The organism is Natrinema sp. LJW11, from assembly GCF_056135975.1.
This window is the reverse complement of the sequence record NZ_JBWBDM010000003.1, coordinates 400,705-415,384: the sequence shown is the minus strand read 5'-3', so window position 1 is coordinate 415,384 and position 14,680 is coordinate 400,705. Positions and strand designations below refer to the sequence as shown.

The following is a 14,680-nucleotide window of genomic DNA, read 5'->3' as shown; positions in this document are numbered from 1 at the left end:
CGTCGTATTCAATCGCTCTTTAAGGAAGATACCTGGGAGGAGGAGTACGAGACTGTTCAAAACTTCGAAGGTATTGAAACAGAAGCTATCAGAGCGACATTTGATCTCAGTTCAACTTCTGTAGAATCACAGGAATTGGAACTGGAACACAAAATTGAGAGTGCAAGTGATTTGATAATCACGGAACACGATTTTGACAGAGTGATACCGTATTCCCCTAATCCAGATGTTGATGTCGAACCACGCGACAAGGGGGAACTGTATCGGTGGGCACTATCTGAACTTAATAAGACGCATCATGAGGTCGTGACGTCTACTGATCCGTATCAGACTGATCTCTGGAATATGCTGGAGAAGCCGAGTCCACTCAAGAAAGTCATGAGGAACGTAAGCAGGTTAGAAAATGAATTAGTATATAGAAACGTTTCAAAACCCTACGAGAATACAGCTGATATCTTCCGTGCAGAGGTTCGAAAGCAATATTTTGAGAATACATATGATAATATCGAACGAACTAGCGGCTGGCACGACGATACACTCGGTGAAAGTAGTGCCATACTCAATGGTCTCCTTGGCGGTCTTCTCGATACCAGCAATAATCTTCTCGGAGGCCCAATGAACTTCCTTGATCAGATGATGGACCCCGAAACGCGTCCTGAAGATGTACGAGCACCGCTCGAGGGTTCACCCTTGATGGAAGACGTGAACTATCAGATCGAAGCATCACCAACGTATCTTTCGCTAGAAACTGTTAATCGAACTGATGTCCCTGCAGTCAGACCAGAAGGCGGCGATACACTTGCTATTGATGATATTAATGAAACAGATCATGCTCCGTTGGGTGCTGGATACTTCGACGGTGTTGGATATCCCGGTTTCCCTCTCATGCCATGGCCATCATTGTTCTATCTGCAACTCGATGCATATTACCTCGAAGTACAAGGGGAATACGCCCGATTTGAAGTGCGTGCTAATAGTGGTGATCCAACGAGCAATAGCGAGATTACCTATGTACGAGAAGATACAGACGTGACGATTGAGACGCCTGCTTGGGCCAAGGAAAATGAACTTGTAGTCGGATCTGTCGAACCGATCTCGTTCGATAATGACCTCGTGGTTCCAATCGTTGTCCCAAGCCCACAGTTGATGGCCAAGGGGTCCCCAGGGGTTGGTGATACATGGCGATACAAAAGTTCGAAATCACCGCGACAAGAATGTTCAATCACTTGGAACAGTGCTGGTGCTAGCTTTAAGAATAATGGCAATAATAACTGCATAACAAAAGAGGCACCAGGCAGTCTGCCAGTATAAAACGGTATGAGAACTTCAATTTTTCATTCTACAAATTTGCCCCTTTTCAGTAGGAAGATATAAATATTCATCAGAGACTGAGGGCGATGCTGTAAAATTTTCTTTATAATTCAATATGCGCCACTGAAGTTCGCCATCTTTCGCATCGAACGAATATATATTATTTCTATTGGAGTGATAGACAGAACCATTAGCGATCACTGGCTTTTCTTTAAGCCTAGATTCGAGATTTTTCTTCCAGACTATCTTTTGCTCATCAATATCGATAGCGAGTAACCATACATCACCACCAGTAAGAACAGAACCACCGGCCATTAGATAGACGACACCATTTGCTAACGATGGACTCCCTGGATTTTCTAAAGTATCTACGGACCACTTCTTTGACCCATCTTTCACATCAATAGCATAGAGCTTCTCATCTTCTCCAGGAACATATACCGTTTTATCGTAAACTGTTGGATTGGCTTCACCCATTAACTCTCCATGAGGGTTCCTAAATGTCCATTCTAACTTCTGATCCTCTATATTCACAGAGAACAGGGTATCTCCTGCAGCAAAATATGCCATGCCATTATTTAAGGCGGGTACAGTTGAAATAGGTGAACTAGCAGACTGTTCCCGGGTATTATATATCGTATCATCGCTACCGTTCTCAGGATCAAATTGGTAGAGAATTCTGTTCTGAGTACCGATCACCCCCGCATTAGTTGGGACCGGAGCTACTTCCCAGGGAAGAGAATTTTGTTTCCACCTAATTTCACCGTCTTTTCGGTTAACTGCAGCTAGCCCTTGATCAATCGCAGTATAAATGTCCCCATCGTTTATAAGTGGGTAACCATCAGACGGAGTATTGATTTTTCTCTCCCATTTTAATTTGTTTTCTCCTATGTCTATTGACAGAAGACTTCCGTCGGCTGAAGTTGCATACAATTGATTGTTGTCAATTATAAGATTGTTGTGAATAGCACTATCTGCCTGAAAAATAGTATGGATTTCCACATCCTGATCGCCCGGTCCAGTCGCCGTTGGATGATGGCCGGTGTTCTGTGGGTCGACGCCGTACATCGGCCACCTGGTCGGCGAGAGGTCATCGCTGTCTTCGGGTTCTTCACTCGTCTTATCACTATTCGTACAACCTGCCAGCGTTGCAACTCCCGCAGTAGCGCTCGCACAACTCGCTAACCAGTTCCGGCGCGTCCGAATCGATTTCCGACCCATATTATGTACGGTTACTTCACTTCAGTAAAGTATAATTCTTAGGATTCTGTCTAGAATAGGAATGGCGGCGACGAATGCGATCACTCACGGAGTAGTTGTCGACTACCGTCGGGTTCGCCCCTCGAGCGACACCCATCCCGACAAACACGGAGACCAACATCCCGGTTCGGGGACGGAGATTCAAAAAGGATGCCGCACCACTCCCGGTATGATCGCTATCGCCGGCGCGAAGGGCGGCTGTGGAAAGACGGTAACGACGATCGGACTCGCGGAGGCCGTCGGGAGACGTGGAACGACGTCGATCGCGGTCGACGCCGACTGCCAACTACCGAACCTGCACGTTGCGGGCGGCGTCGATCGGACGCCGACGCTCGCTGCACTCGAGTCCGACGCCGACGTCGAATCGGCCGTTCAGCCGAGTCCGCGAACGTCGAACGTCGGGCTGCTGTCGGCCCCCGAATCGTCGAACCGGGTGAACTTCGAGGTAGCGCTCGATCGACTCGAGTCCGACACCGTCCGAACGTTCGTGGACTGTCCATCGGGGGCGGGGATCGACGTCGTCGAACCGCTCTCGGCGGCCCAGGGAGTGATCGTCGTCACGACTGACAGCGAGCGCAGCATCTCCGCCGCGGAGACGACGATCGAGATGGCTCGCCGACTCGAGGTGCCGATAGTTGGAACGGTAGTAAACAGATGCGAGAGCGTCCCACAGACGGTCAGGTCGTGGACCGATGTCCCGATTCTGGGCCGGGTACCCGACGGGACAACACCGCTGACGGACGAAGCGACTCGAGCGGCCTACGACGAGATCGCGGCGACGATAGCGACGAGAACCGCGATGGATGGATCGGCTCCGCCGCACGACGAAGACCTGCTGCGGACCGGTTACGATCAGCTCGATCGCGCGTTCGGTGGCGGGCTGGAACCGGGATCCCTGGTCGCGGTCGTGGCTGCCCCGGCCAGTCGCTCCGAACGGTTTCTCTCCGAGACGACCGCCGTCCGCGGAACGCTCTACCTGTCGACCGAACGGTCGGCGGCCAACGTTCAGCGAGCGCTCGAGTCCGTTCCGACGGCGACGGGAAATCCGACGGTTCGCCGACTCAGTGACGAGAACGGGGTCGCTGAGGCGAGATCGATGGTCGATAAACTCCCGGCGTCGTCCACGCTGGTCGTCGATCCCGTGAACGCACTCGAGCGGGGCGGTCGTGACGAGTACGTCTCGTTTCTCGACGACCTCAAAGAGCGACTGGTCGAAACCGAGAGCATCGGCCTGTTACACTGTCTGAACGGGCACACGGTTCCGTCGAATCGAACAGTGACGACGCACGCGGCCGATGCGGTCTTCGAGATAACGGCGGTCACGCCCGAGGCAGGCGCGAACGTGGAACACTATCTGTCGGTTCCGAAGTATAGGGCCGACGGGGCGACCACGGAGGCGATCGAACTCGAGTTCGGAGAAGAGACGATCGCCCCGAACGGGAACGGATTCTGACTTGTTCTCCGGGGAGCGGTCGGCTCATCCCCGATCGATCCGATATCGAACCGATCAGCGGACGCCGATCCGATCTGTGAGCCGGTTCTCGCAGCGTTCGATCCGCCGAGCGACCGTCCGAACGGCGTCGACGGCCGGACAGTCGGGATGGACGTCGCGAACGGGACGACGGCGGGCCTGCGCGTCGGCGACCGCCGGCAGTTCCTCGATCCCGATCGCCGGTGCGCTAAACCGTCGTTCGATGCGGTCACCGATCCGATCGATGGCCGCAGCGTCGGCCCTGTTGAGGACGACGGCTGCGATCGGCGTCTCGAGAACGAGGGCGAGTCGCTTCGTCCGGAGCGCATCAGTCAGGGCCGGCTCGGTCGGCGTCGTCACGAGGACGGTCAGCTGGGCGCTTTCGAGTTGTCGGCCCACGTCACGCGCCAGCCCGGCGGGGCAGTCGACGAGGACGCGACCGAACTCGCGTTCGATCCGGTCGATTACGCGCGCGAACGCTGTCAGGTCGGCAGCGCGAGCGCCGGCGAGCGTTCGCCCGCACGGAAGGACGCGCACCGCATCGCGGCGGTCAATCGCCTCGAGCGCTTCGGCGCGACCGGCGAGCACGTCGTGGAGGTCCGGGCCGCGACCGCGCGGGAGGTCGGCGGTCGTGAGGTCGCCGTCGACGACGACCGCGTCCAGTTCGCGACCGAGGTTCAACGCGACCGTCGATTTACCGACGCCGCCTTTGCCGCCGCTGACGGCGACGATCATCGCTGCCGTTCGAGAACGTCGGGCGTCGGTTTCCACTCGGTCAGTGACGCGAGGTGGTCGACTTCGTTCGCCGACCGATCGGTCGGGGCCCGCCGAGCGGACACCACTTCGAGCGGCGGCTCAGCGGGCGCTGCGGGACTTGCGAAACCGATACCGCGGTACTGATCCGGTTCCACGATCCCGTCCCAGCCCGCGTCGGTCCACTCGGGATCCGGATGCGGTCCGCGACCGGGATGCCAGAGGGCCCCGTCGAGTCGGCTCTCGATACGGACCCGCTGTGGCGTCGTCGCGGTGGTCGCGACGGTCGCGGAAACCAGCGTCACTCCCTCGATTCGGTCGATCTCCCAGTCGAGTTCGATCACGGCCGTGTTGGCCGCTCGCTATCGGATAAAGAATCGCCGAATCAGGCCCCGAGGTCGAACTCACCGCCCAGCGCGCCGGACGGTGACTCGAGTACGACGCTCTCGCCGGCGGTCATCGAGTCTCCGATGTCGACGGCGACGTCCTCGAGATCGACCGTCGGCGGAAAGAGCAGGTCGACGCGGCTGCCGAAGGCGATGTGGCCGATCCGTTCGCCCCGCTCGAGGTCGTCGCCGCGCTCGGCGTAGGGATGGATTCGGCGGGCGAACGCGCCGGCGATCAACGTTACCTCGGCGTCGCGATCGGGTTCGTCGGGGTGTGGTGCGTTCGGATCGTCGGTACGCAGTTCCATCCCGTCGCCATCGGTCTCCGCCGACGGCAGGTTCGGGGAGTCGGTCTCGAGGCGGACGTGGACGCGTTCGTTTCGGTCGGACTCCTTCGAGAAGGCCGGGCGGTTCGCACCGGAGACGTGTTCGACGTCGGTGACCCGGCCCGCGAAGGGTGAACGGACGACGTGGACGTGCCAGACGTTCATGAAGACGCCCAGCCGAACTCGATCGCCTTCCTCGCGGAGCACGGAGACGTTCCCGTCGGCCGGCGAGACGACGCCCGTCGGCGGCGGGGAGCGCTCGGGATCGCGAAAGAACGCGAGGGTCCCGGCACCGATCGCGAGCGCGACGAGGCTCGCCGTGACGCTGATGAAAATAGCAAACGGGGCAGCGAGCAGCGGAACGATGGCGTACTTCCAGCCCCCCGGCGCGAATTTCATGGGCGAAATGACGCGAGCGAGGCGTATGGCCGTTACGGATCGACGGATCGGAACGACGGGTTTCTCTCCGGAAGTGCTACCGCGGCTCGTCGACGGGAACCGTGAAGGTAAACGTCGAGCCCTCGCCGGGTTCGGCGTCGACCCAGATCTCCCCGCCGTGGCGTTCGACGATGCGACGGCAGAGCGCGAGTCCGATCCCCGTGCCGTCGTACTCCTCGCGACCGTGGAGTCGCTGGAATACCCGGAACACCCGATTCTGATCGTCGGGATCGATCCCGATTCCGTCGTCGCGAACCGATATCTCCCAGCTTCTACCGCGCTGCTCGGCGGTGACGTCCACCCGCGGCGGCTCGTCACCGCTGTACTCGATCGCGTTCGAGAGGAGGTTCTGGAACAGTTGGCGGAGCTGATGTGGGTCGCCTCGCACCTCGGGTAACGGCTCGATCGAAATCTCCGCGTCCGATCGGTCGATCATCACCTGCAGGTCGGTCAGCACGTCCTCGAGCACGGCGTCGAGGTCGACGGGTTCGAAGGGGTCGCCCTGCGAGTCGATCCGGGAGTACTCGAGCAGCCCCTCGATCATCTCGCTCATGCGATTCGCGCCGTCGACCGCGTACTCGATGAACTCCCGGCCGTCGGCGTCGAGTTCGTCGGCGTACCGGCTCTCGATCAACTGGAGGTAGCTCGAGACCATCCGCAAGGGCTCTTGTAAATCGTGGGAGGCGGCGTAGGCGAACTGCTCGAGTCGTTCGTTCGACGCCTCGAGCTCCGAAACCGTCTCGTTGAGGCGTCGCTCGTACCCCTGGCGCTCGATCGCCGTCGCGATGATCGTGGCGACGCTCTCGAGGAAATCGACGTCGTGGTCGGCGAACTCCCGTCGATCGGTGTCGTAGACGTCGAGGACGCCCCACGGATCGCTCGTGGGGCCGATAGCGACGGTGATTCCGCTCCGGACGTCGCGATCGGGAACCAGCGACGGACCGTCGAATCGCGGGTCGCTCTCGACGTCCTCGATCACGATGGGGTCGTTATCCGCCAGTGCGGCGGCGGCGATCGAATCCGCCGCGGGCGTCGTCTCATCCTCGACGACATCGAGGCCGGCATCGGCCCGGAGCCGGAGCACCTCGCCGTCGGGATCGTCCGCGTCGTGTTCGAAGACGATCGCGTACTCTGCGTCGAGCGCCGAAGCGACCAGTTCGGTCGCTTTCTCGAGCACGTCGGCGATATCCGCGTTCTCGAGGGCGCGCCGGCCGAGATACGAGACCGACTCGAGTTGGACCACCTTCTCCGTCAGGGTCTGCTCGGCCTCTTTGCGCGGCGATATGTCCCGAAAGAGGCCGACGAAGTAGCGGTCGCCGTCGAAGGTAAAATCGTTGAGCGAGACCCCGAGGGGGACCTCGTGGCCGTCCACGTGCTGGCCCGGGAGCTCGACGTAGGTCCAGTTGATGTTTCGCTCCCCGGTCTCGAGGTAGCGCTGGAGCGCGGAGAGGTGGGTCTGTCGCAGTCGCTCCGGGATGATCTCGACTTTGCTCGAGCCGACGAGTTCGTCGGGGTCGTGGCCGAGAATGCGTTCGACGGCCGGGTTGGCGTACTGGACGTCGCTGTCCGTATCGAGGACGATGATGCCGTCGGGGAGCGCGTTCGCCAGCGCCTCGAAGGTCCGGCCGTACGTGAGATCGGAGTCGGCCGCCGCCGACGAGCGGGGGGAGACGCGCCGCCGGCGGACGATTCCGTCGATCACCTGTTCCCGATCGGTGTCGTCTCGCGGCCGTCGCTCGAGGTGGACCGTACAGGGGACGCTCCCCGTCTTCGTTCGGATCGAAACCGGCGTCGACGCCGACGACGAACTCCCTCCGTCGGGATCCGAACCGAGCGACTCGAGGCGCGTTCCGTCGTCGAAAAGCGCGTCGAACGGCCGCTCGTCGAGTTCGCTCCGCGCGTAGCCCGTCAGCCGCGTGAACGCGTCGTTGACCGCGACGATCGTTCCGGACGGCGTCGCCCGAAAGCAGGCGATGTCCGCCGCCTCGAGTAGCCCCGCCATCCGGTCGAGGAACGAACCGGTTTCGGACTCGTCCGCAGCCCCGGACGGGTCGTTTGACGGGCCGGAATCCATTGACCCGAGTTCGGGTGTTGCGTAGATAAGGGCTGTGGAACGGGTTGTGATAGGCGGATGTCAGTTAGTCGGAGAGAGATCGGAACAGCCGACCGAAATCGTCCCGTCGACGCGGACGCCGATTCGAATCGATCGCCATTCGGGACCGCCTGTTAGTCCCAGAACGCCTGCGTCCGTGCGTACTCGCGCTCCTTCGAGAGGATGTCCCGATAGAACTCGGCTTCGTCCTCGCGGAGTTTGTTGATGATCTGGGCGGCGTTGTGCGGGCCGACGCCGCGGGCGGCCATCGCGATGACGGCTTGCTTGCCGTGACTCTGAACGAGGCCCGCGGCCCGGAAGGCGCGTTCGGTCATCTCCCGCTGCTCGTCGTCCTTTTCCTGCGATCGGACCGCCTGCACGACCTCGTCGGCCCACGGGTTCAGGGAGGCGATCCGCGTCGACCCGCACTCGGGACACTCGGGCTGGTCGGGTACCCGCTTGACTTTCGTCTTCACTTTCCACTCCGTGCAGTGAGTACAGAGCAGGATGACGCGGTCGTTCTGAATCCGCTCCCTGACCGTCTTGATGACGCTCGCGTCGGCGTTTTCGGGCGCGAGGAGTTCCTTGCCGCCCGACGAACGACCGCCCAGCCCGACCGGCGTGCGCCCGCGTCGGGTCACCAACTCGAGGTCGCCCGACTGGACCCGTTCGAGCACCGAACTCGCGCGTCCGATATCGAGGTCCTCGTGGAACACCTCTCGAATCGCCTCCTCGTACATCGGCGTGTCCTCGAGCGCCGATAGCAGGCGATCGTTCGAGATCCGGCCAGATCCGTTGCTCTGCCAGCGCTTGAGGGCGCCGAACTTCGCCGACACCTGCGCGAGTCGGAAGGCCAGCGCGTCCGAGCGCTTGAGCCCGAGTTCGACGATCGCCTCGACGTGGTCGGGATCGGTCTCCTCGAGCACCGCGAGCACGTCGCTCGTCGCGATCGAGTTCGGCACCTCGAGTTCGATCCGGTAGGGATCGGTCTCGAGGCCGACGGACGACCCCGCACGCTGGCCCAACAGTGCGGAGAGTATCCGACCGAGCGTCTCGTTCGCCGTGTGGCCGAAGGGAGCGTTGAGCACGACCGTCCGTCCCTGTCGCTCGAGGACGAGTCGGTCGGCCGTCGGCATCGGCGCGTCGGCGTCGATCTGGGCCTCGAGTTGGGTGCAGGCCTCGGTCAGGGTGTACTCGTCGGACGGATAGCGGTCCGCGAGTTCGCGGCCGACCGCGGCGGCGTCGGCACCGGCCTGGAATTGGGGCTCCGCGACGGCCCGAATCTCGCCGACCTCGCCGGCGACCGCGGCGGGGACGGGGATCTCCTGGCCGATCCACGAGGGGACCTCGCCCGCGGGGTCCTCGATGGGACTGACCTTGACTCGAGCCTCCTCGTCGTCGATCTCGGCGATCCGCCACATCTCGCCGCGCTGGATGAACACCTCTCCGGGCTGGGCGAAGTTGACGACGAAGCGCTCGTCCAAGGTCCCGATCTGGCCCCCAGAGGCGATGTCGTGGACCTCGTAGGTCTCCTCGTCGGGGATCATCGAGAGGTTCGCGTAGACGTACTGCCAGGTGCCGCCGGTGGTCTCGATGCGATCCTCGGCCTCGTCGAACCACAGGATCCGATTCCGGTGGAGTTCGGCGACGATCTCGCGGACGGTCGCCTCAGGGACGTTTCGGAACGGGTACGACCGCGTGACCGTCTCGACGGCCTCGTCGACGTAGGTGTCGCCGCGGCTCTGGACGAGCGCCGGCAGCTGATTCGCGACCACGTCCAGACTGCCCTCGTGGATCGCCGCCGGCTCGACCTCGCCGTCGCGAGCCCGGCGGGCGATCGAAAGCGCCTCGAAGGTGTCGTCGGGCCGCGTCGTGACGATCGTCCCGCTCGAGACCTCGTCCTGTCGGTGGCCCGCGCGGCCGATCCGCTGGAGCAGACGGGTAACCTGTCGGGGACTCTTGTACTGGATCACGTGATCGACCTGCCCCACGTCGATCCCGAGCTCCATCGAGGACGTACAGAGGAGGCCGTCGATTTCGCCGGCCTTGAACCGGTCTTCGACGTCGATCCGGGCCTCTTTCGAGAGCGAGCCGTGGTGGACGCCGATCGGGAGGTCGAGTTCCTTGAACCGCGACCCCAGCGCTTCGGCGGTCTGGCGAGTGTTGACGAAAATGAGCGTCGATTCGTGTTCCTCGACCAGATCCCGGATCAGCCGGACGTGACTGGCCGTGTCGGCTTCGGTCATGAGTTCGCCGGCCAGCCGTTCGTCCTCCTCGGTCACCGCGGGCTCGCGGACCGTCACGTCGACGTTGCTCCCGACGTCGATCTCGCGAATTTCGCAGGGGCGACCGCCCGTGAGGAACTGCCCGACCTCGCCCGGATCGCCGACGGTCGCCGAGAGGCCGATCCGCTGGAACGGCTCCGCCAGGTCCCGGAGCCGCTCGAGGCCGATCGCCAACTGCGCGCCCCGCTTCGAGGCGGCGAGTTCGTGCACTTCGTCGATCACGACGTGAGAGACGTCCGCGAGCGCCTCCCGCAGTCGCTTGCCGGTGAGCATCGCCTGCACGGTTTCGGGCGTCGTGATCAGCACGTCCGGGGGATCCTCGGCCTGTTTCCCCCGCTGGTACTGGGTCGTGTCGCCGTGGCGGACGTCGACCTCGAGATCTAAGTACTCGCCCCACCACTCGAGGCGCTCGCGCATGTCGCGGTTGAGCGCCCGCAGCGGCGTGATATAGAGCGCGCCGATCCCCTCCGGTGGACCTGTATCGCCTGCCACGAGGTGGTCGAAGACGGGCAACATCGCCGTCTCGGTCTTGCCGCTTCCGGTGGGCGCGATCACCAGCGTATTCTCACCGGCCGACAGCGGCGGAATCGCCAGTCGCTGCGGTGCCGTCGGCTGCGAGAAGCCGCGTTCGGAGAGCGCCCCCCGAACCGTCGGTCCGAGGCGCGTAAACGCCGCGACGTCCCCGTCTGTCATCGAAACGCGCTAGGGACGAGCGGCGGATAAGGACCACGTTTCCGGCCAGTCGCCCGCGACCGACGCCGTGGATTGCTCCTCGCCTTCGTTCCACCTTCGCCTCGCCATTGCCGTGTTGTTGCCGTGCTATCGTCCCGCTTTCATCCCGCTCGGGCTCAGGTCTCGAGGCTCTCAGGCCTCGAGGTGCTCGATACGGGCGTAACGGCCGGCCCGCCAGCCGGCGACGATCGCGACGATCGTTCCGGCACCGAGCGCGAGCGCGAACCCGCCGGCGTAGATCTCGGGCGGCGTCCGGAGGAGCCGCTCGAAGCCGAGCACCGACGCCGAGAACCGGTTCAACCCGAGCACGGCCAGCGGCGTCACCGCGACGGCGAGCAGCCCCCCGACCAGACCGATGACGAGTCCCTGCGTGCCGATCGTGCCGGCGAGCAGCCGGCGAGAGAGCCCGATCGCGCGGAGCGCCGCCAGTTCCTCGCGCTGCTGGTGGGCCACGAGCGCGAACAGGTTGGCCGTCAGGACGATCCCGCCGAGGACGGCGAGCCCGACCAGCGTCGCGCCGCTCGCGAGCACCATCGTGCGCTCCTCGAGCATCGACCGCACCTGATCGTCGCTGGTCCGAACGTCGTACTCGGGATACGCCTCGCCGAGCTCGGTCGCGACGGCGTCGCGGTCGGCGTCGTCGGCCACGTCGGCGGTGAGGTAGGTCGCCCGATCGGTCCCCGACGTACCGGCGATGGCCTGCAGGTCGCCCAGCGGGACCGTCACCGCCGGCGAGCCGAGGTACTGCGAGTAGTAGCCCGAGAGCCCGATAACGGTGAGCTCGTTCGTTTCCGCCGTCTGTCGGCTGGTCCCGACGTAGACCGTGTCGCCGACCGAGACGCCCAGTTCGTCGGCGACCCGCGGATCGAGGATGATCTCGTCGCGCTGGGGCTCGTCGGGCGGGGGGCTGGCGGCGGTCTCCTCGTCGACCTCGAACCCGCGGCCCGCCTCGAAGTCGAAGCCGTCGTGGGTCTCCTGGACGCCGACCGCGGGTCTGCGCTGGAGGTTCGACGGGTCCGTTCCGAGGTAGACGTCGTACATCGCGATCGGGGAGGCCGAGGCGATGTCGTCCCGCGCGGTGAGCTGGGCCGCCGTGCCGTGAGCGCCGGAGATCGGGTTCTCCGTCCCGCTGGCCGCCGGATCGACCGGAGATCGAGAGATCCAGATGTCCCGATCGGCGCTGTCCAGCCCCTGCTCTCCCTTCTCGACGACGCCCACGCCGAGGCTCGCGAGCACCGTCACCGAGAGGACGGCCAGGGTGACCGCGAGCACGGTGAGGACGGTTCGGCCCGGCGAGCGCCGGAGCTGGGCGAGCGCGAGTCCGACGACGGCTCGCGTTCGAACGACCGCCCCGCCGACGCTCATCGTCCCACCTCCGAGAGGACGGACGTCCGCGCGGCCACCGCGAGGGGATAGGGAACGGCGACGAGGCCCGACAGGAGGGCCACGGCGATCGCGTACGGGACGAACAACGGATGGAACTGGGCGACCGCCCCCGGCGCGACGGTCGCGCTGGCGATCGCGTTGACGGCGACGATCCCACCCGCGCCGAGGACGATTCCGACGAGCGAGCCGACGAACGTGGTGATTCCCGTCGAGATCGCGACCACGGCGAGGCGGCCACGAGCGGGGACGCCGATCGACTCGAGGACGGCCAGCGTCCGCCGGTCCTCGTCGACGGTCATGCCCATGGTCGTCGCGACGAACGAGGCACAGATCGTCACGCCGACGATCAGCGCGATCGCGCTGGTCGCGAACGCCAGGCCGTCCTCGAACAGCGCGGCGGGATCGGTACGTCCGGCTACCTCGACCGACGCGTCCGGATACGCCTCGGCGGCGGCCGACTGCGCGGCGTCGGTCTCGCCCCAGATCAACACCCGATCGGCGAGTTGGCCGTCGTCGGCCCCGGAAAGCGACTGGAGTTCGCTCGCGTGCACGAGCGCGATCGGCGCGCCGCCCTCGCCGCCCCCGGCGTCCCCCACGGCCGCTACCGTCACCGTTACCGCCGTCTCGTTCGACCGCATCGGCCCCCTCGAGACGGCTAACTCGTCGCCGTCCGACGCGCCGAGTCGGTCGGCAGCGGTGTGTGAGAGCACGATGTCGCCGTTTCGCGGGCCGTCGTACGTGCCGTTCGCGTAGTGGGAATCCCCCGACTCGAGGCGGTCAGTCGGCAGTCCCGCGACGGTCCGCGACTCGCCGTCTGGAACGACGCCGACGAGACGAACGGTCCGCGGGTCGCCGTCGGTCGACTCGAGTCGCGCCGTCTCGACGAGCACCGGCGACGCGTGCTCGACGCCGTCGTGCGAGCGGATCGTCCCTGCCCGTTCGTTCGTCGCTCCGAGGCGGGGGCCTTCGACCCCGTCGACGGACGAGAGCGCGCTCCCCTCGGTCGGCGTAATACGGACGTCCGCGTCGTCCCTGCTCGTCGCGCCGCCGTCGGCCAGCGCCAGCGCGATGCCCGTCACCACGAGCAGGAACGCGATCGTCAGTGCGACGGCACCGACGGTCGACGCAATGCGACCCGCCGTCGTTCCCGTCGCCCGCTGTCGCCACCTCGCGAGCGTCAGACCGACGAGGCCCGACCACCGGGTCCGCCGCCGCGTCCCGACGCCCTCGGGTAGCTCGTCGGCCTCATCGGACATCGTCCACCCGCCCGTCGCGAAGCGTGATGACGCGGTCCGCGACGGACAGCGTGGCCGCGTCGTGCGAGGCCACCAACACCGCCCGATCGCGCCCGATATCGGTCAGGAGCTCGAGGACGTCCCCGCCGGTCGCCGTGTCGAGTTCGCCCGTCGGCTCGTCGGCGACGATCACGTCCGGATCGGTCGAGAGCGCCCGCGCGATCGCGACGCGCTGTCGCTCGCCGCCGCTGAGTTCGCCGGGCAGGTGCGTGGTGCGATCGCCCAGGCCGACCGCCTCGAGCAGGTCGGTCGCGCGCTCCCGTCGATCGGACCGGGGGATTCCCACCTGCACGAGCGGCAGCGCGACGTTCGCGCGGGCGGACAGCGACGGCAGGAGGTGGAACCGCTGGAACACGATCCCGATGTGGCGTCGCCGCATTCGGGTTCGCTCCCCGTCCGACAGCGCCGCGAGGTCGGTGTCGCGCAGTTCCACGCTGCCCTCCGTCGGCACCAGCAGCCCCGCGACCGCGTGCAGGATCGTCGACTTCCCGCTACCGCTCGGCCCCTCGAGTCCGACGATGGTCCCCGTCGGGACGTCGAAGGAGACGTCGCGGAGCGCGGTCACCACTCGATCGTGGCTCGAGCGAAACCGCCCGCCGGCCGAGCCGTAGCGGTGGGTGACTCCCTCGAGGCGAACGGCCGTCGTCGATTCGCGCTCGTCCGTTCGGTCCCTCGCCGGCGATCGCGAATCCTGAACTGATCGGTTGAACATCCTCACGGGGGTCTCACTGCCAGCCGACGGCGCACCGATACATTGTTTCGACCCGGTTACCCCTGAAAGACCGCCGTTACTCGCGTTCCCGGTCACGACAACGGTCGGGTAGCCACTCCGAGATGCGAGCGTCAGCGACGCTCCAGCGCGTTGCGTGACGGTCGCTCCTCGAGAGCGTTTCGCCGGAGTAGGGACGCACTGTCCGCGGGAGCGGCGCTGAAAGGGTGGCGTAC

11 protein-coding genes are annotated in these 14,680 nt (G+C 64.1%); 2 read left to right on the top strand and 9 right to left on the bottom strand.

Annotated features, from left to right (window positions below; genetic code table 11):
- Positions 1–135: 135 nt before the first annotated feature.
- Positions 136–1,311 (top strand): DUF7286 family protein, encoded by a 1,176-nt coding sequence (locus AC0QDI_RS11080; RefSeq protein WP_474668066.1) that lies wholly within the window; start codon positions 136–138, stop codon positions 1,309–1,311.
- A 15-nt stretch (positions 1,312–1,326) separates the two neighbouring features.
- On the opposite strand, the gene AC0QDI_RS11075 is transcribed toward AC0QDI_RS11080, so the two are convergent.
- A complete protein-coding gene (locus AC0QDI_RS11075; protein WP_474668064.1) occupies positions 1,327–2,379 on the bottom strand; it encodes a PQQ-binding-like beta-propeller repeat protein in 1,053 nt (350 codons plus the stop codon).
- Between the two features lie 361 nt (positions 2,380–2,740).
- Between AC0QDI_RS11075 and AC0QDI_RS11070 the strand changes: the two genes are divergently transcribed.
- Positions 2,741–4,024, top strand: a complete 1,284-nt coding sequence (locus tag AC0QDI_RS11070) for a DUF7125 family protein (RefSeq protein ID WP_474668062.1) — start codon at positions 2,741–2,743, stop codon at positions 4,022–4,024.
- Between the two features lie 54 nt (positions 4,025–4,078).
- Here AC0QDI_RS11070 and AC0QDI_RS11065 read toward each other — a convergent pair whose 3' ends face one another.
- From AC0QDI_RS11065 to AC0QDI_RS11030, 8 genes are all read right to left on the bottom strand, one after another.
- Positions 4,079–4,777: a MinD/ParA family ATP-binding protein gene (locus AC0QDI_RS11065; protein WP_474668060.1), complete on the bottom strand. Its 699-nt coding sequence runs from the start codon at positions 4,775–4,777 to the stop codon at positions 4,079–4,081.
- Entirely contained in the window at positions 4,774–5,139 is a 366-nt protein-coding gene (locus AC0QDI_RS11060; RefSeq protein WP_474668058.1) for a DUF7857 domain-containing protein, read from the bottom strand. The genes AC0QDI_RS11065 and AC0QDI_RS11060 overlap by 4 nt, the downstream gene beginning before the upstream one ends.
- 41 nt (positions 5,140–5,180) lie before the next feature.
- Complete coding sequence (locus tag AC0QDI_RS11055) at positions 5,181–5,906, bottom strand: protein sorting system archaetidylserine decarboxylase (protein ID WP_474668056.1); 726 nt, start codon at positions 5,904–5,906, stop codon at positions 5,181–5,183.
- 76 nt (positions 5,907–5,982) lie between these two features.
- Positions 5,983–8,019, bottom strand: a complete 2,037-nt coding sequence (locus tag AC0QDI_RS11050) for a PAS domain-containing sensor histidine kinase (RefSeq protein WP_474668054.1) — start codon at positions 8,017–8,019, stop codon at positions 5,983–5,985.
- A 152-nt stretch (positions 8,020–8,171) separates the two neighbouring features.
- On the bottom strand, positions 8,172–11,015 hold the full coding sequence (locus AC0QDI_RS11045; RefSeq protein ID WP_474668052.1) for a DEAD/DEAH box helicase: 2,844 nt from the start codon (positions 11,013–11,015) through the stop codon (positions 8,172–8,174).
- Between the two features lie 171 nt (positions 11,016–11,186).
- The gene (locus AC0QDI_RS11040; protein ID WP_474668050.1) at positions 11,187–12,419 is read right to left on the bottom strand and encodes an ABC transporter permease; all 1,233 of its coding nucleotides are present in this window, start codon (positions 12,417–12,419) and stop codon (positions 11,187–11,189) included.
- Entirely contained in the window at positions 12,416–13,696 is a 1,281-nt protein-coding gene (locus AC0QDI_RS11035) for an ABC transporter permease (protein WP_474668048.1), read from the bottom strand. The genes AC0QDI_RS11040 and AC0QDI_RS11035 overlap by 4 nt, the downstream gene beginning before the upstream one ends.
- Positions 13,686–14,447 (bottom strand): ABC transporter ATP-binding protein, encoded by a 762-nt coding sequence (locus tag AC0QDI_RS11030; protein ID WP_474668046.1) that lies wholly within the window; start codon positions 14,445–14,447, stop codon positions 13,686–13,688. The genes AC0QDI_RS11035 and AC0QDI_RS11030 overlap by 11 nt, the downstream gene beginning before the upstream one ends.
- Between the last annotated feature and the right edge of the window lie 233 nt (positions 14,448–14,680).